General features: G+C 31.4%; 15 protein-coding genes. 6 read left to right on the forward strand and 9 right to left on the reverse strand.

Going from position 1 to position 15,099, the window contains the following annotated elements; all coding sequences use genetic code 11:
• Positions 1-613: 613 nt before the first annotated feature.
• The 6 genes from J7M77_RS12170 (at position 614) to J7M77_RS12195 (ending at position 7,269) form a co-directional block, all read left to right on the forward strand.
• Positions 614-1,351, forward strand: coding sequence for a DeoR/GlpR family DNA-binding transcription regulator (locus J7M77_RS12170; protein WP_296878933.1), 738 nt, complete (start codon positions 614-616; stop codon positions 1,349-1,351).
• Between the two features lie 268 nt (positions 1,352-1,619).
• Positions 1,620-2,372 (forward strand): SDR family NAD(P)-dependent oxidoreductase, encoded by a 753-nt coding sequence (locus tag J7M77_RS12175; protein ID WP_296878935.1) that lies wholly within the window; start codon positions 1,620-1,622, stop codon positions 2,370-2,372.
• Positions 2,372-4,285 carry an NAD(P)/FAD-dependent oxidoreductase gene (locus J7M77_RS12180; protein WP_296878937.1) on the forward strand — a complete coding sequence of 638 codons (1,914 nt, stop codon included), beginning with the start codon at positions 2,372-2,374 and terminating at the stop codon, positions 4,283-4,285. The genes J7M77_RS12175 and J7M77_RS12180 overlap by 1 nt, the downstream gene beginning before the upstream one ends.
• Complete coding sequence (locus J7M77_RS12185; RefSeq protein WP_296878940.1) at positions 4,282-5,268, forward strand: hypothetical protein; 987 nt, start codon at positions 4,282-4,284, stop codon at positions 5,266-5,268. Before J7M77_RS12180 ends, J7M77_RS12185 begins: the two co-directional genes overlap by 4 nt.
• Before the next feature lie 18 nt (positions 5,269-5,286).
• Positions 5,287-6,657 carry a PTS transporter subunit EIIC gene (locus tag J7M77_RS12190; protein ID WP_296878942.1) on the forward strand — a complete coding sequence of 457 codons (1,371 nt, stop codon included), beginning with the start codon at positions 5,287-5,289 and terminating at the stop codon, positions 6,655-6,657.
• A gap of 93 nt (positions 6,658-6,750) precedes the next feature.
• Positions 6,751-7,269, forward strand: a complete 519-nt coding sequence (locus J7M77_RS12195) for a PTS glucose transporter subunit IIA (protein WP_296878944.1) — start codon at positions 6,751-6,753, stop codon at positions 7,267-7,269.
• A 132-nt stretch (positions 7,270-7,401) separates the two neighbouring features.
• On the opposite strand, the gene J7M77_RS12200 is transcribed toward J7M77_RS12195, so the two are convergent.
• From J7M77_RS12200 to J7M77_RS12240, 9 genes are all read right to left on the reverse strand, one after another.
• Complete coding sequence (locus tag J7M77_RS12200; protein WP_296878946.1) at positions 7,402-8,127, reverse strand: ABC transporter permease; 726 nt, start codon at positions 8,125-8,127, stop codon at positions 7,402-7,404.
• Complete coding sequence (locus tag J7M77_RS12205) at positions 8,127-9,014, reverse strand: hypothetical protein (protein WP_296878948.1); 888 nt, start codon at positions 9,012-9,014, stop codon at positions 8,127-8,129. Before J7M77_RS12205 ends, J7M77_RS12200 begins: the two co-directional genes overlap by 1 nt.
• 17 nt (positions 9,015-9,031) lie before the next feature.
• Positions 9,032-10,780, reverse strand: coding sequence for an NADH-dependent [FeFe] hydrogenase, group A6 (locus J7M77_RS12210; RefSeq protein ID WP_296878950.1), 1,749 nt, complete (start codon positions 10,778-10,780; stop codon positions 9,032-9,034).
• A gap of 9 nt (positions 10,781-10,789) precedes the next feature.
• The gene (locus J7M77_RS12215) at positions 10,790-12,589 is read right to left on the reverse strand and encodes an NADH-quinone oxidoreductase subunit NuoF (protein WP_296878952.1); all 1,800 of its coding nucleotides are present in this window, start codon (positions 12,587-12,589) and stop codon (positions 10,790-10,792) included.
• 11 nt (positions 12,590-12,600) lie between these two features.
• Entirely contained in the window at positions 12,601-12,969 is a 369-nt protein-coding gene (locus J7M77_RS12220) for a (2Fe-2S) ferredoxin domain-containing protein (RefSeq protein ID WP_296878954.1), read from the reverse strand.
• The gene (locus J7M77_RS12225; protein ID WP_296878955.1) at positions 12,966-13,499 is read right to left on the reverse strand and encodes an ATP-binding protein; all 534 of its coding nucleotides are present in this window, start codon (positions 13,497-13,499) and stop codon (positions 12,966-12,968) included. Before J7M77_RS12225 ends, J7M77_RS12220 begins: the two co-directional genes overlap by 4 nt.
• Complete coding sequence (locus J7M77_RS12230; protein ID WP_296878957.1) at positions 13,499-14,203, reverse strand: PHP domain-containing protein; 705 nt, start codon at positions 14,201-14,203, stop codon at positions 13,499-13,501. Before J7M77_RS12230 ends, J7M77_RS12225 begins: the two co-directional genes overlap by 1 nt.
• A 1-nt stretch (position 14,204) precedes the next feature.
• Positions 14,205-14,531 carry a hypothetical protein gene (locus J7M77_RS12235; protein ID WP_296878959.1) on the reverse strand — a complete coding sequence of 109 codons (327 nt, stop codon included), beginning with the start codon at positions 14,529-14,531 and terminating at the stop codon, positions 14,205-14,207.
• Positions 14,532-14,535: 4 nt separating this feature from the next.
• Positions 14,536-15,099: (Fe-S)-binding protein (locus J7M77_RS12240; RefSeq protein ID WP_296878961.1), on the reverse strand; the 564-nt coding region annotated here is incomplete at its 5' end.

The following is a 15,099-nucleotide window of genomic DNA, read 5'->3' on the forward strand; positions in this document are numbered from 1 at the left end:
ACTATTATGTAATCAATGAAAAAACGGATGCTATTTTAAAAGATATGTTGGAACATTTAGCTAATAGTAATCTAGATGAAACAATTAAATATATAAAAAAGACTTATTTAAAATAAATTTAATATCTAAAAAACAGCGTTTGCTGTTTTTTGTTTTAATCAATATTAGTAATAGAAATAAAGTAATTGCTAATGATTTTATATTACTAACTTTAAATCATTTAATTAAATGTAATTAAGATAGAAAAAAACATGGCTCCGCATTAATCTGCACATCCAACCTCGAGCGGCCAGAAAACCATGGCTATAAAAGTATACTTTTTCTAATCAAAATATACCATTGATACTGTGATATGTCAATTAATAATGTAAAACATTATTATTCAATTTTTCGATAATTGGACAACAAGTAATATAGTGCGCTTTCTTGTTTGTCAATGATGATTCCTTTATAGTAGATAGCGAAAGCTGCTTATGAAAAGAGAGGATTTTTTTTATGAGATGAAAAATACAGTTGCTGTAAGATTAAAATAACTGTATTTTAAAACATGTAATATGGTATAATTTGCTTATAAAATATTTAAAATTTGTATACGGTAAGGGATGACAATAATATGAATATGGCTCAAAGAAGAGAAGAAATTCTCAAATTATTACAAAAACAAAGATATTTATCTGCTGATGATGTTGCAAAAACACTTAATTCTAGTCCAGCAACTATTAGAAGAGATTTTACAATATTAGAGGAAATGGGAAAAGTAGAAAAGTATCATGGTGGTATTCGCTTCCCGTCTAGTTTATTTTCAGAAAGAAATCCTTTAGAAATTCGTCTTACTATTAATTTAGATGAAAAAAAACAAATTGCACAAATGGCTGCATCTTATATTCAGGATAATGATATTATTTTTATAGATGCATCCTCAACTACTGCACAAATGATTCCTTATATTAAAGCAAAAAATATACAAATATTTACTCATGCTTATTTTTTGATTCCTGAACTTATCAAATATGGATTTAATCCTTATTTAATAGGTGGTAATATTCATGCAGGTGGGTATTGTTATGGCAGTGAAGTGATTTTAAAGTTATCTAACATTGTATTTACTAAGGCTTTTTTAGGAGTTGCAGGAATTAATTCAAAAGGATATCTTGTAGATTCTGAATTAATAGATTGTGAAATTAAGAAGTTAGGAATTGAAAATTCTAAACAGTCGTTTTGTTTAGCGACAGAAGATAAATTTGATAATGATTCTTATTTTAAAATTGCACATATAGATATTACTAATGTAATTACAACGAAAGATAATTCTTTAGCAAAAAAGTTTTCTAATATTATTTATACAAAATAATATTATTGAAAAGTTTTATATTTTTATCTGTGCTAAAAACTAATAAGTAAATATTATGATATGACCTACTAGTGGAATGCTAGTAGGTTTTATTATATTTCACGTATTTTATTAAAAGTCAATAATTTGAGTTATATGATTAATATTGATTATTTATAACCATATATAATCATAAAAATGATTATATATGGTTGACAAATGATTATAATTGATTATAATGATAATTGTAAGAGCTTACAAAAATCAAAATGAAAGTTGGAGGAATTCTATGGAAGAGAAAAAGATAGTGGCATTATTTGGTATAGGCGGATTGGGAAAAGCTATATGTGAAAAGTTGATTCAAATTGGATATAAATTGATTTTATTTGATATCAAAAATGAAGAAGATGAATTATTAAAGGAAATAATTAAAAATAATGATCAGGTATTGAAGTATTATAAAACAGATATTAGGAATATTAAAAAGGTTAGAGAAAATATTGAAAAGGCTTATAAAGAGTTTGGCTTTATTGATGCTATGGTTTATACAAGTGGTATTACAAGGGGGGTATTATTTGAAAATATAGAAGAAAAGGATTGGGATATAGTTTTTGATATAAATTTGAAAGGAGCTTTTTTTTCAGTACAGGCTATTTCAAAAATTATGAATAAAAATGGAGGAGCTATTGTACTTATATCATCAATTGCAAGTCGGATGGCTGCAGGCAATACAAGTTTTGCATATAATGCTTCTAAAGCAGCGCTAGATAATTTAGCTAAATCTCTAGCTAAAAAGTTAGGAGAAAGAAATATTACAGTCAATACAGTAAATCCTGGAGATGTTTGGACACCTCTATGGGAAAGTGACGATATTAAAAAAAATGAAGAATTAAAAAATAAATTTGAACAGCATGTATCAAAACAATGTATAAAAAAAGAAGTTCTTCCGCAAGATATTGCAGAGGCAGTGGCATATTATTTATCAGAAAATGCAAGTAAAACAACCGGACAGCATTTATTTATAGATGGAGGAAATTTTTAATGGAAAATATACTTTTCACACCTATGCAAATAAATTCTATAAAAATTAAAAACAGGTTTGTTATGGGACCTATGAAAAGTCGATTGACAGTAAATAATGAATATGATGAACGAGGTGTAGCTTATTATAGAGAAAGAGCTGCAGGAAATTTTGGGCTGCTGATTACAGAATTTTTAGCGATAGATCCAGGTGGGCTTGGAAGTGAGGCGGAACCAGGTATTTGGAACGATTCGTTTATTCCTTCTTTAAAAAAAGTTACAGAAGCAGTTCATAAAGAGGGTGCAAAGATATTTGCACAAATTCATCATGCAGGAATGATAAGTATTATAAATGAAAGTAATCCTAAAGCAAAAGGACCATCTAAAATAATTGAAAATGGAGTACTAATAGAGGAATTAAATATTAAAGAAATTCAGGTTTTAATTCAAAAATATGTTAATGCAGCATTACGAGCTAAACAGGCTGGATTTGATGGTGTTGAAATTCATGGTGCACATGGCTATCTTATTACCCAGTTTTTGAGTAAAAGATTGAATAAACGTATTGATGATTATGGAGGAAATTATGAAAATAGATTTCGTATAGTTTTTGAAATTGTAAAAGGAATACGGAAAGAATGCGGTATTGATTATCCAGTTTCTTTAAGGATTAATGCATGTGATGGAAAGGAAACTGATGATAACACTATCGATGATACAATAGTATATGCAATGCTGGCTAAAAAAGCTGGAATTGATGTAATCAATGTGTCTATTAATGATTCAATAAAATCTTATTTTGTAAAACCAGGATTTAATGCATCTAATTCTAAGAAAATAAAAGATGCAGTAGATATTCCAGTAATGGTCGTGGGGCGAATTAACTCTAGTATGATTGCAAATAAAATAGTTAGTGAAAAAGCAGCTGATTTTGTGGTGCTAGCAAGAGAATCGGTTGCAGATCCGCATTTTCCAAATAAAGTATTGAACGGAAAAGAAATATCAATTTTCCATTGTGCTGGCTGCATGCAAAGATGTAATCCGCAAATTGGATGTGAAATAGAAGATACTGGTATGTCTTGCATTTTTAATCCGTTTACTGGAAAAGAATCAACTTGGAAATTAATACCGACAAAGAGTAAAGAGAGAATTGCTGTAATTGGTGGTGGCTGCACAGGATTACAAGCTAGCTGGATTCTTGCAAAACGAGGATATGATATTACTGTATATGAAAAAAGTAATCATTTAGGTGGATTATTGTATTATGCAGGTATTCCTAAAGGTAAAGAAGGATTTCATCAGGAAATACAGACTTTGGAAGCGTTATGTAAAGAAAATGGAGTTAATATACATTTAAATTATGAAGTTAATGAAAAAAATATAAATGATATAGAAGCAGATTTATTCATAATAGCAATAGGCTCTACTCCAATTATACCGAATATAAAAGGTATAAAAGAAAATTCTATTACTGCTCAAGAAGTGCTAGCAGGTAATGTGAATTTATATGATAAGAAAATTGCAGTGCTTGGTGGAGGTTTGGTAGGCTGTGAAACTGCAGAATATCTCACTTCTAAGAATAATCAAGTTTATATTATTGAAATGAAAGATAAAATTGCTGCAGATATGAATCCAATAGTAAGAAAAGATTTTTTAAAAGAAATAAATAATGATGATATTGTAGTTTATACTGGAATGCATATTATAGAAATTAATGATGAACAAGAACTTATTGTTAAACAAAATCAAGAAATAAAAAATATAGGGCAGTTTGACACATATGTTTTAGCGTGCGGATATAAAAGTAATCAGGTATATGATTATATGAAAAATAGAAAATGTGTCATATTAGGTGATGCAAAACAGGTGTCAGATGCAAAGCATAATATATATTTTGCAACTAAGTATGCTTTGCAATATGGAGGAAGATTATGAGTCAAGAAATTATGACAGTCTTTGATACGTTCGTTAGTGCTTTAGAGAAAGATGATATGGGGATATTACGAAAAATATTTACAAAAGGTGTTGAGTTAAAATCGTCTTTTTTAAAAGAAACAAAAGGTGTTGAAGATGTTGTTGAAACATTAAAATGGAAAGGTGAGAAGCTGGATATTAAAAAGTTACGTGTATTTAATAATGTAATAAGAGATAATGAAGAAGAAGCCTATCAGTCTTTCTATTTTACTTTATTATTTGGTAAAGATGTTAATGATTTTTTAAATTTAATGTTTGGGGCTATTTCAAATGTCATCCATTATGTATTTACAAAAGATGGTTGGAAAATTGATCGAATACATTGTTTATTGACATGTGAAAGTGGTAATACATCATTTGTATCAAATTGGTGGAAAATGATAGATTATAGTAAATACAATGGATGTAAAAAATCACCAATTGATCCTATCAAAGACAATCCCTGGTATGCAATAAAGGGAGTAAAATTAAAAAGCGACAGTGAAGAAATAAAAGAATTATTTAGGAGACATAATTGGGATATTGATAATGATATGTTTGAAGATTTATACAATATCACATCAAAAGAATTTGATTGTACAAGCTGGGGGTTATCTGGAACAAAAGAATGGAAAGAATATCTAGAACAGAAACGTAGACGAAAAATAAATATTTTAGGAAGAGAATTACCCAGAGAAGCATGCTGGAATCATATATCTTCGTTTATACATTTAAATATTGATAATGATACAGCGCATGGTCATATTATTCGTTATGAACCTAATCGAATGATGAATAAATTTGTCCATAGATATAATACTGATATTATTTATTATCCTTTTTATTGGAACATGGATTTTGTAAAAGAAGAAGGAGAATGGAAATTTAAAAGAATTGAACAAATAATGGCTAATGATGGAATGGATGTCCTACTAGCAAATGTAGAAAAGCAAAGATATTTTTAATGAAAAGAGGAAATGTTTATGAATTATGAGAAAATTATAAACCAGCTTTGTCAAGGACTTGGTGGAGTTGAAAATATAAAAAATGTGTCACATTGTGCAACTCGCTTTAGAGTAAGTTTGATAGATGAATCAAAATTTAATAAAGAGATAATTGAGTCAATTGAAGGAGTTAAAGGTTCAATTAAGGTTGGAACACAATTTCAAATTATTTTTGGTTCAGAAGTTAGTAATGTGTATCGAAAATTTATTGATAACTATCAGATAAATAATGTGGAAAATATTCAAAAGAAAAAAGAAGGATTTAAATTTAAGAAGATAATTGCAGATATCGGCACATATATCCAAGGAGCAGTAGGGTTTATTATTATTCCACTTACAGGATGCGGAATGTTAAAAGCTATATTAACAGTTTTATCTTTTGCAGGAGTAGTTTCCTCGGATAATACAACTTATCAGTTATTTTGGGCAGCATCTGATTGTATTATGTATTTTTTTCCAGTTTTATTAGCAGTAGGAGCAGCTAAACGACTTGGCTGCAGCGAAGGAATGGCGATGATTATGGGATTAATGATGTTTGCACCTACATATATAACTGCACTAAACGATGGAACAGTATTAACATTATTCGGAGTGAAAGTACCACAATTTTCATGGGCGAATCAGTTTTTACCAGTATTGATGAGCGTGTATTTATATTCCCTATTGGAAAAGTTTTTCAAAGGGCGTTTGCCATCAATTTTAGTTAATATTGTTTCTCCATTAGCTGCACTTATTATTATGACACCAATAAATTTTTTGATAATTTCAAATATTTTTGTTATCTTTAATGAAGTGATCGCAATTCCTGCAACTGCAATTGCAGAATATCGAATTATTGTAATGCCGATTTTAGCAATGTTATGGCCACTACTTACTTTATTTGGTTTACATGGGGCAGTTTACCAAACTGTATATTTGATTTATTTTTCAATTTATGGATTTGATCCAGTTGCTATTACATCTTATTTATGTACTCATATGGCGATTGGTACGGTTGCTTTATATCAAGGAATTTTTAGTAAAATTCCGGAAAAAAAAGAAATGGGGATTTCATCAGCTATCACAATGTTCTTTGGAAGTATTAGTGAACCAGCAATTTTTGGTGTTATGTTAAAAGACAAAAGACTATGGTATGCCCAAGCTTGTGGAGCTGGAATAGGAGCTGTTGTTGCGGCTATTCTTGGAATAAAAAATTATATTGTTGGAAATTCAGCATCCTTGTTAGGAATAGCTGGTTTCATTGGACCAGAATCTTCTGTGATTGTGGTATTAGTAACTGTAATTGTTTCAATTATCACTACTGGTGTTTTATGTATAGTATTTGCTAAAGATATTGATATGAAAAATTAGATGATAAGTCATAAAGAGAAAATAGTATTAATATGAATTGTACTATCATTGTTGTTATTAAAAGAATTATTGAAAGAAGTATAAGGTGGTTATATGGTTATAAGTGGTAATTTGAAAAAGAAGTTTTTAAAATATCTAAAAAAAGAAATCTTGCCTGTAAATGATTCGACAATAGTTAGTCCAGTTAAAGGAAAAATTGTTTTTGCAAATATGATCAATGATTCAATGTTTAGCGAGGAAATATTAGGACAGACAATTGGTTTTATACCTAAGGATAGAGAAATAGTATGTCCAGTAAATGGAGTTGTTGAAATGCTTTTTCCAACAGGACACGCCTTTGGAATTAGGGGTAATGACGGAAATGGGTATTTAGTGCATATTGGAATTAATACTGTTAATTTAAATGGTAAAGGATTTAATGCATATATAAAGGAAAATCAAAAGGTAAAAGCTGGACAACTGGCTATAAAAATTGATTTAGATGAAATAAAAGGACAAGGATATGATGATACAGTTATATTGATTGTATCTGAAAAGAAAAAAGAAGATTTTAATGTGAATTATCTTGATCTCGATTTTGTCGAAAAAGGTCAAATAATTAATCATGTTTGATAAATAATTGATTTAGGATAAACTCCAATAGGAGTTTATTTTATTGTTAGATAAATAATTTTTGTATAATTCCAAAAGTTAATATAACTAATAAACAAAATGTCATTAAGTTTAATTCTTAATGACATCATGTTAATCTTGTTTAAAAAAACTAATAATTTTTTGACTTAGATAATTAAGCAACAAAATGATAATTACCATCCAAATCGTCCAGGCAAAAATACTAGTCATATCAATTTGAACCCGAGCAAAATATAATTGTTTACCAATTCCCTGACTAGCGGAAACAAAGATTTCAGCCATAACGCCTACCTTTAAACTTAAAGGCAAAGCACTTTCAGTTGCCGAAATTAAGTAGCCTTTAATTAATGGTAAATAAATATGAAATATATTATAGCTAAAGCTATGATGATATAAATTAATGACATCTTTTAGTTCTGGATCAATATTTTTGATGCCATTAACAGCATTATTATAAAAAATCGGAAAAATCATTAATAAAACAATGATTATTAATGCTGTTAAGCTTTTAAACCAGACTAGTAAAATTAGAATATAGGCAATTTGTGGTATTGTTTGTAACAATGAAACTAGGGGATATAAATAATTATTTACTTTCTTTGATAAACCGCTAATTATGCCTAAAAAAGTACCTAGAACTAATGCAAGCAAAAAACTAATAAAGACTCGAATAAGTGTTGCCAAAATGGCTACATAGAATGATTTTGAACTAGCGAGATTGATCATTTGATTAAAAACATTAAATGGTAATGGCAAGATTACTGCCTTATCAATTGATAAGGCAAAACCTTGCCAAAGGGCTAATAGTAATAAAATAGTAATAATTCGATATTTCATTACACCAGCATATCATCGCTATATTCAATTTTATATAATTCTAAAAAGTCTTTAATTTGTTTAGAACAGTCACTTGCTAATTTGTAATGAAGATTTTGACGTTCAATTGAATTAACTGTGATTTCAACACTAGGTAAACCTAAAGTTTCAATCCCAATTTTTTCAAGATAATCTTTTAAACCTTCATAACCATTATTAGTAAACTCATCAATTTTTTCAAATAAAGAATCAAAGTTTTTACCATCTTTGACAAAGATAGCTGCTTGTGGGTAACCGTCTTTGCCATAAGCTTCTTGCATATTTTTAATAATTGATAATTCTATTCCATTTTGTTTTGCTTTCGCTATCGTTGCACTAGCTAAAGGCTCAGCTAGTAAGCCAGCTTGGACATTTCCAGCTAAAAGCTGCTGTTGTACCAATGTTGCTGATTGATAATAAGTAGGAGTTAATGAAGTTTCTAAGTTCGTCGCTTCTACTATTAATTGAGGAACAGCGCCTTCGCCAAATAATGCTAATTCACCAGATCCATTTAAAGCATCTTCACTAGTACCGACTAGATAAAGATTTCCCCAAGTTATCACGGCTTGGATCTTGTAGTCAGTTTGTTTATTAGAGATTAAATTTGCCCCTAGATTGATTGGTGCAACGATGATATCGTATTCACTATCATCTTTTGATAATTCAGCAACTAACTGATCGCTACCATCGACAAAATCGATTTTTCCCTCTTTAGTAATATTTTCGTATTCGCTAACAAACGCTAATGATGGGGCCCCAGTAGGACATAGAATCTTAACGGAATCAGATTCATCACTACTACCACCAGTACATCCAGCAATAGCAAGTAAAAGCGTTAAGCAAACTAAATATTTAAATAATTTCTTCATAAAACTCCTCCTAATAACTATTTAAAACGTGGTTTAGCGCTATAATGAGTATGCAATAAATGATGAGCTTTTTCGCTGTTTGGTTCTCCTAAGAAATCTGCATATAATTTTTGAATTTGTGAATTTTTATGAGATTTACGAACCGGTAATGATAAATCTTCATCATATAATGCTTTAGCGCGAGCTTGTTTCCAATCAAAACCACTGTTTCTAATCAAGGCATTGACATAAGATTGACCGCCACCGTTAACGCAGCCACCTGGACAACCCATGATTTCAATAAAATGATATTTTGAAGTACCATTTTTAATTTCTTCTAGTAATGGTTTAGCTAAAACCATGCTATGAGCAACAGCGACATTTAAAGTTTGATCACCGATGCGCACAGTTGCTTCTTTGATTCCTTCTTCCCCGCGGACGGCATGGTAATCAATATTTTCAAGATCTTCATTAGATAAAACGTCGGCTACAGTTCTTAAAGCAGCTTCCATAACACCACCACTAGCACCAAAGATAACCCCAGCACCAGTATATTCACCAAAGACATCTTGATCAAAGTCTTCATCTTTAAGATCTTTGAAGTTGATACCGAACATTTTAATTAATTTTCCTAATTCGCGAGTTGTTAAAACGGCATCAATATCCTTCATACCATCAGTTAGATTTTCTTCTCTTTCTTTTTCACCTTTTTTAGCGACACAAGGCATAATAGAAACAGTATAAATATCTTTTGGATCGATATTATTGATTTTAGCGTAATATGATTTGATCATTGATCCTAACATCATATGTGGTGATTTACAGCTAGATAAATGATCTAATAAATCAGGATATTCATGTTCAATATAATTGATCCAGCCAGGACTACATGAAGTAATCATTGGTAAGACACCATTATTATTGATCCGGTTGATAAATTCATAACCTTCTTCCATGATCGTTAAATCGGCTCCAAAGTTAGTATCATAAACTTTATCAAAACCAACTAATTTTAACGCATGGACCATTTTACCGGTTACGCGAGTACCGATTGGCATTCCAAATTCTTCACCTAAACTAGCTCTTACAGCTGGAGCTGTTTGCACGATAACATGTTTAGTTGGATCATTTAAAGCATTAATAACATCATGAATTTCTTCTTTTTCTGATAAGGCACCAACTGGACAAACATTAATACATTGACCGCATTGCATACAGTTGACATCAGCAAAGCTTTTATCATAGATTGGTCCGACTTTGGTTTTAAAACCACGATTGATGTAACCTAAGACACCTAAACCTTGAGTTTTAGCACAAGTTTCCACGCAACGACCACAAAGAACACATTTAGATGTATTCCGCACGATTCCTGGAGATACTTCATCAAAAGTCGGTTTTGATTTTTGACCAGCGAAGGCATCTTCGCGTACCCCTAATTCCTGGCATAAACGTTGTAATTCGCAGTTTGTATTACGAATACAAGATAAACAGTCTTTTGAATGGTTAGAAACAATTAATTCCACGACTCTCCGTCTAGCATCTAAAGCTCGTTTAGAGTTAGTTTTGATTACTAATCCTTCACGAACTGGATAAACACAGGCAGCGGCTAAAGTTTTGGCACCTTCAATTTCAACTTGACAAACACGGCAGGCACCAGTACCCGTAATTCCTTTTAAGTAACATAAAGTAGGAATATGGATACCATTGTTTTTAGCTGCTTCTAAAACAGTTTGCCCTTCATAGGCTTCTACTTCACGATTATTGATCGTTATTTTTATTTTTGACATTCCTTACACCTACTTTCTTTCAATTACATTAAAGTGACAAGCTTTGATACATTGACCACATTTAATACATTTTTCTTGATCGATTACATACGGCACTTTACCTAATTCACCATGAATAGCGCCAACTGGACATTGTTTAGCACATAGACCGCATTTACGGCATTTATCGGCGTCGATAACATATTGCAATAAGGCTTTGCAGACACCAGCTGGACATTTTTTATCGACAATATGAGCAATATATTCATCTCTAAATTGATTGATCGTTGATAAAACGGGGTTAGGGGCAGTTTGCCCTAAACCGCATAAAGCAGTATCCTGGATCGTTTTAGCTAACATTTCTAGTTCATCTAAAGTATCCATAGTGGCTTCACCATTACAAATTTGTTCCAATAGTTCTAACATTCGTTTAGTTCCGACCCGACATGGCGTACATTTACCACATGATTCATCAACGATAAAGTCCATATAGAAACGAGCTACGTCAACCATACAGTTATCTTCATCTAAGACGATCATTCCTCCTGATCCCATCATGGAACCTAGTTTAACTAATTCGTCGAATCCAATTGGGGTATCTAATTGTTCTTCCGTTAAACAGCCACCTGATGGCCCACCTGTTTGCACGGCTTTAAAGCGTTTATGATTAGGACATCCTTCACCAATTTCATAAATAACTTCACGTAATGTTGTTCCCATCGGTACTTCAACTAAACCAGTATTAACAATTTTTCCTCCTAAAGCAAATACTTTAGTCCCTGGAGAAGTTTCTGTTCCGATTGATTTAAACCATTTAGCTCCATGCTGGATGATTTGAGCGATATTGGCATAAGTTTCAACGTTATTGATAATTGTTGGTTTGCCCCAAACACCCTTATTGGCAGGGAAAGGTGGTTTTGGATTTGGCATTCCGCGTTCACCTTGAATTGACTGGATTAAAGCTGTTTCTTCACCGCAGACAAATGCTCCAGCACCCAAACGAATTTCCAAGTCGAAATCAAAACCGCTATCAAAAATATTTTTTCCTAATAATCCTAATTCTCGAGCTTGAGAGATGGCTGTTTTTAAACGTTCAACAGCGATTGGATATTCTGCTCGAATGTAAATATAACCATGATTAGCGCCAATAGCATAACCAGCAATTGCCATGGCTTCAATAACGCTATGAGGATTTCCTTCAAGAATCGAACGGTCCATAAAAGCACCAGGGTCACCTTCATCAGCATTACAAATTACATATTTTTCATCACCAGGTTCATTTAAAGCGAATTGCCATTTAACACCAGTAGGGAATCCACCGCCCCCACGACCACGCAAACCGCTTTCTTTGATTTCATCAACGACTTCTTGTGGTGTCATTTCCTGTAATGCTTTAGCTAAAGCAAAATAACCATCTTTACCAATATATTCATTAATATTTTCAGGATCGATCACTCCACAGTTATGCAAAGCGATTCTTTTTTGTTTATGATAAAATTTAGTATCATTAATATCATGGATTTCCCGAGTATCTTCATCAGATTCATTCAACATTAAACGATGAACAGGACGACCTTTATAAAGATGTTCCATGACAATTTCTTTAACATCAGAAACCTGAACTGTTTTATAAATAATGTTATCAGGATAAATAGAGATATTAGGACCAACACCACATAACCCTAAACATCCAGTTCTTAAAACTTCAATTTCTTTATCTAATCCTAGAGCTTTAATTTCTTTTTCAAATTCTGTGATCAAGGCCCCAGAATTACCGATAGTACAGCCAGTTCCCGCACAGACTAATACTTGTGTTCTTTTTGCTGCCATCTTTTAACCTCCTATTTTTTGTAGTGTCCGACGGTATATTCGTCGATTATTTCATCGTGTTTTAAATGTTTGTCGGCAATTTCTTTGGCTTTCTTTTCATCAACTAAAACATAAGTAGTTTTATTATCAGATTGATCGAACACTTCAACGATTGGCTCTAAAGTACACATTCCAATACAGCCAGTTTGTAATACTTTTGCAGAAAGTTTTTGATTAGCTACTTCTTCTACTAACGTATTTAAAACAGGACGTGCTCCTGCGGCAATCCCACAAGTTGCCATTCCGACGACAACGCGATATTTTTGTTCTTCGTCACCGCGAATACTCATATTATTTCTTGCCATATCACGAATCTTTTTTAATTCTTCTAAGGATTTCATTGTTGTAATCCCTCCTTTATATAATCTTTTAACCAAATAATAATTTCCGGTTCGTTAATTAAAACATCACCTAAAATTTCTTTTACTTCCTTTGTATCTAAAATAAAATTAAAATCATCAGTTTTATATTCAAATAAATAATCTATTTTTTCATCAGCTTGGATTAAAGTAATCAAAGTATCGACAATATTTCCCATCGGTGGCCGGTCAATATGATCTTTTACAAAACAGCCAACGACTTCAGTTCCCACATTTAAAGTTGAACTAATTTTAAAATGACCGCCAGTAGCTTCAATACTTTCTTTAAACATCGGAATTCCTAGACCAACTTTTCTGGTTGTTCTCGTTGTATAAAAAGGATCACAAACCCGATCGATCGTTTTTTGATCCATCCCTTTACCGTTATCTATTATTTTAATTTCAATAATATTTTGCTTACTGCTATCTAAAATTAAGATCTTAATCAATGAAGCTTTAGCGCGTATGGAATTATAAGCAATATCTAAGATATTCATGGCGATTTCTTGCATTATGATTGCCTCCACAGTTGATAAAATTTTTCTTTATCGATTTGATGAATTGGTTCATTAATTGCTTCTAAATAATGGGCATCGCTATTATAGAAAACATAATCGTCTTTGACATGGGGACAAAGCTTTTTTAATTCCTTTAAATCCCGCAAGCAAGTAACTTCAATGCCATCATAATTTAGGTTACTAGGAATATCCTGATAAACTTCATAAAGACCAAATTTTTTAGCCATGACATGAGCTAATATTGCCACACCATTAAAACTATGAATGGCATCAATGATTTCTTTAACATCCAAATCAAGTGATTCTAATAATAGATTTTCTTCATGATCAATAATATTATCGTTTTCATCAAAAATTACTTGATCACCATAATAATCAGGGCGATTAGGGGTTTTGATCAAATGCTGATCGATCCATGTCTGGATTGGTGCTAAAGGTGTCTGTTTTTTAAAATAGGCTAAAATATGCACCATTTCTTTACTTTGCAGTTCAATTCCATGAACATAATCAATTTTCCCTTTTAATATTTCATGATCAATAATTTTATCTAAATAATGCTGCTGTTTTAGTGAATTATGATCACAAATGGCAATTAAATCCAAACCTTTAATATAAGCCATATTAAAAATATTATTGATGGTCATTAGTTCATCACCACATGGTGATAAAGCTGAATGGATATGCAAATCATAATACATACTATAACCCCAAAGCGACTAACTCTTTTGCCATTGTATAAGCATCATCGCTAGTAATAAATAATGGGATTTCTAACTCTGTTGCTTTAGCAATCGTATCTTGATCAGGATAACTATCTTGAATAAAGATGATTCCAGCAAATTCATTTAAATCAGCTACGGCAATTACATTTAAATGCTTCTGCACTGTTAACCATAAAGCACCAGTTTTTCCATTAGCCATGACAAAACTCAATAGATCACCAATATAAACACCTTCAATTTCATTTGAAAGGTCAACATCATTAATTTGTTTTAATGATAAATTCAAAATATCTTTAACCTGCATCTAATCACCTTTTCTTGACCCGGCATAATGAAGCATCGACTTCACCATTTGCAATTCTGGCTGCTAGACCGCGACAATTGGCAAATCCACAACTGCCACAATCAAACTGTGGTAAAGTTTCTAAGATCGCATTAACTTTATTAAACCAGGCTAATCGTTCTTTAAAATTTTGTTCGTTACTGCTATCAATTTGATGAATCTTGGTATATTCATCTTTAGTTAAAGTAGCTAACGAACCATTACAATCCTCTAAAATACTTTCAATATTAAAACATCCTTCAAAAGGATTTGACCATAAATAATAGCCACCAATACAGCCTTGGAAACAATTATACAAGGCAATCAGATCAACATGCTGTAACTGGTCAAATTCAATTAAATCTAAAACTTTGTTTATTTGCGTTAGACCTTCGACACTAATAGCCGATAAACTACGGTTGCCAAAAAGGTCACTAACATTGCTTTTGATCCCATAACGATTAAAATCAATTGGTTCCTTTTCATCGTTTTTTAAACGATTGATCTGTGGAAATATTTGCGAAATACTGATTGCATAATCAATATTCGA

Origin of the sequence: Thomasclavelia sp., from assembly GCF_017889095.1 — a bacterium.
Classification (GTDB): domain Bacteria; phylum Bacillota_I; class Bacilli_A; order Erysipelotrichales; family Coprobacillaceae; genus Thomasclavelia.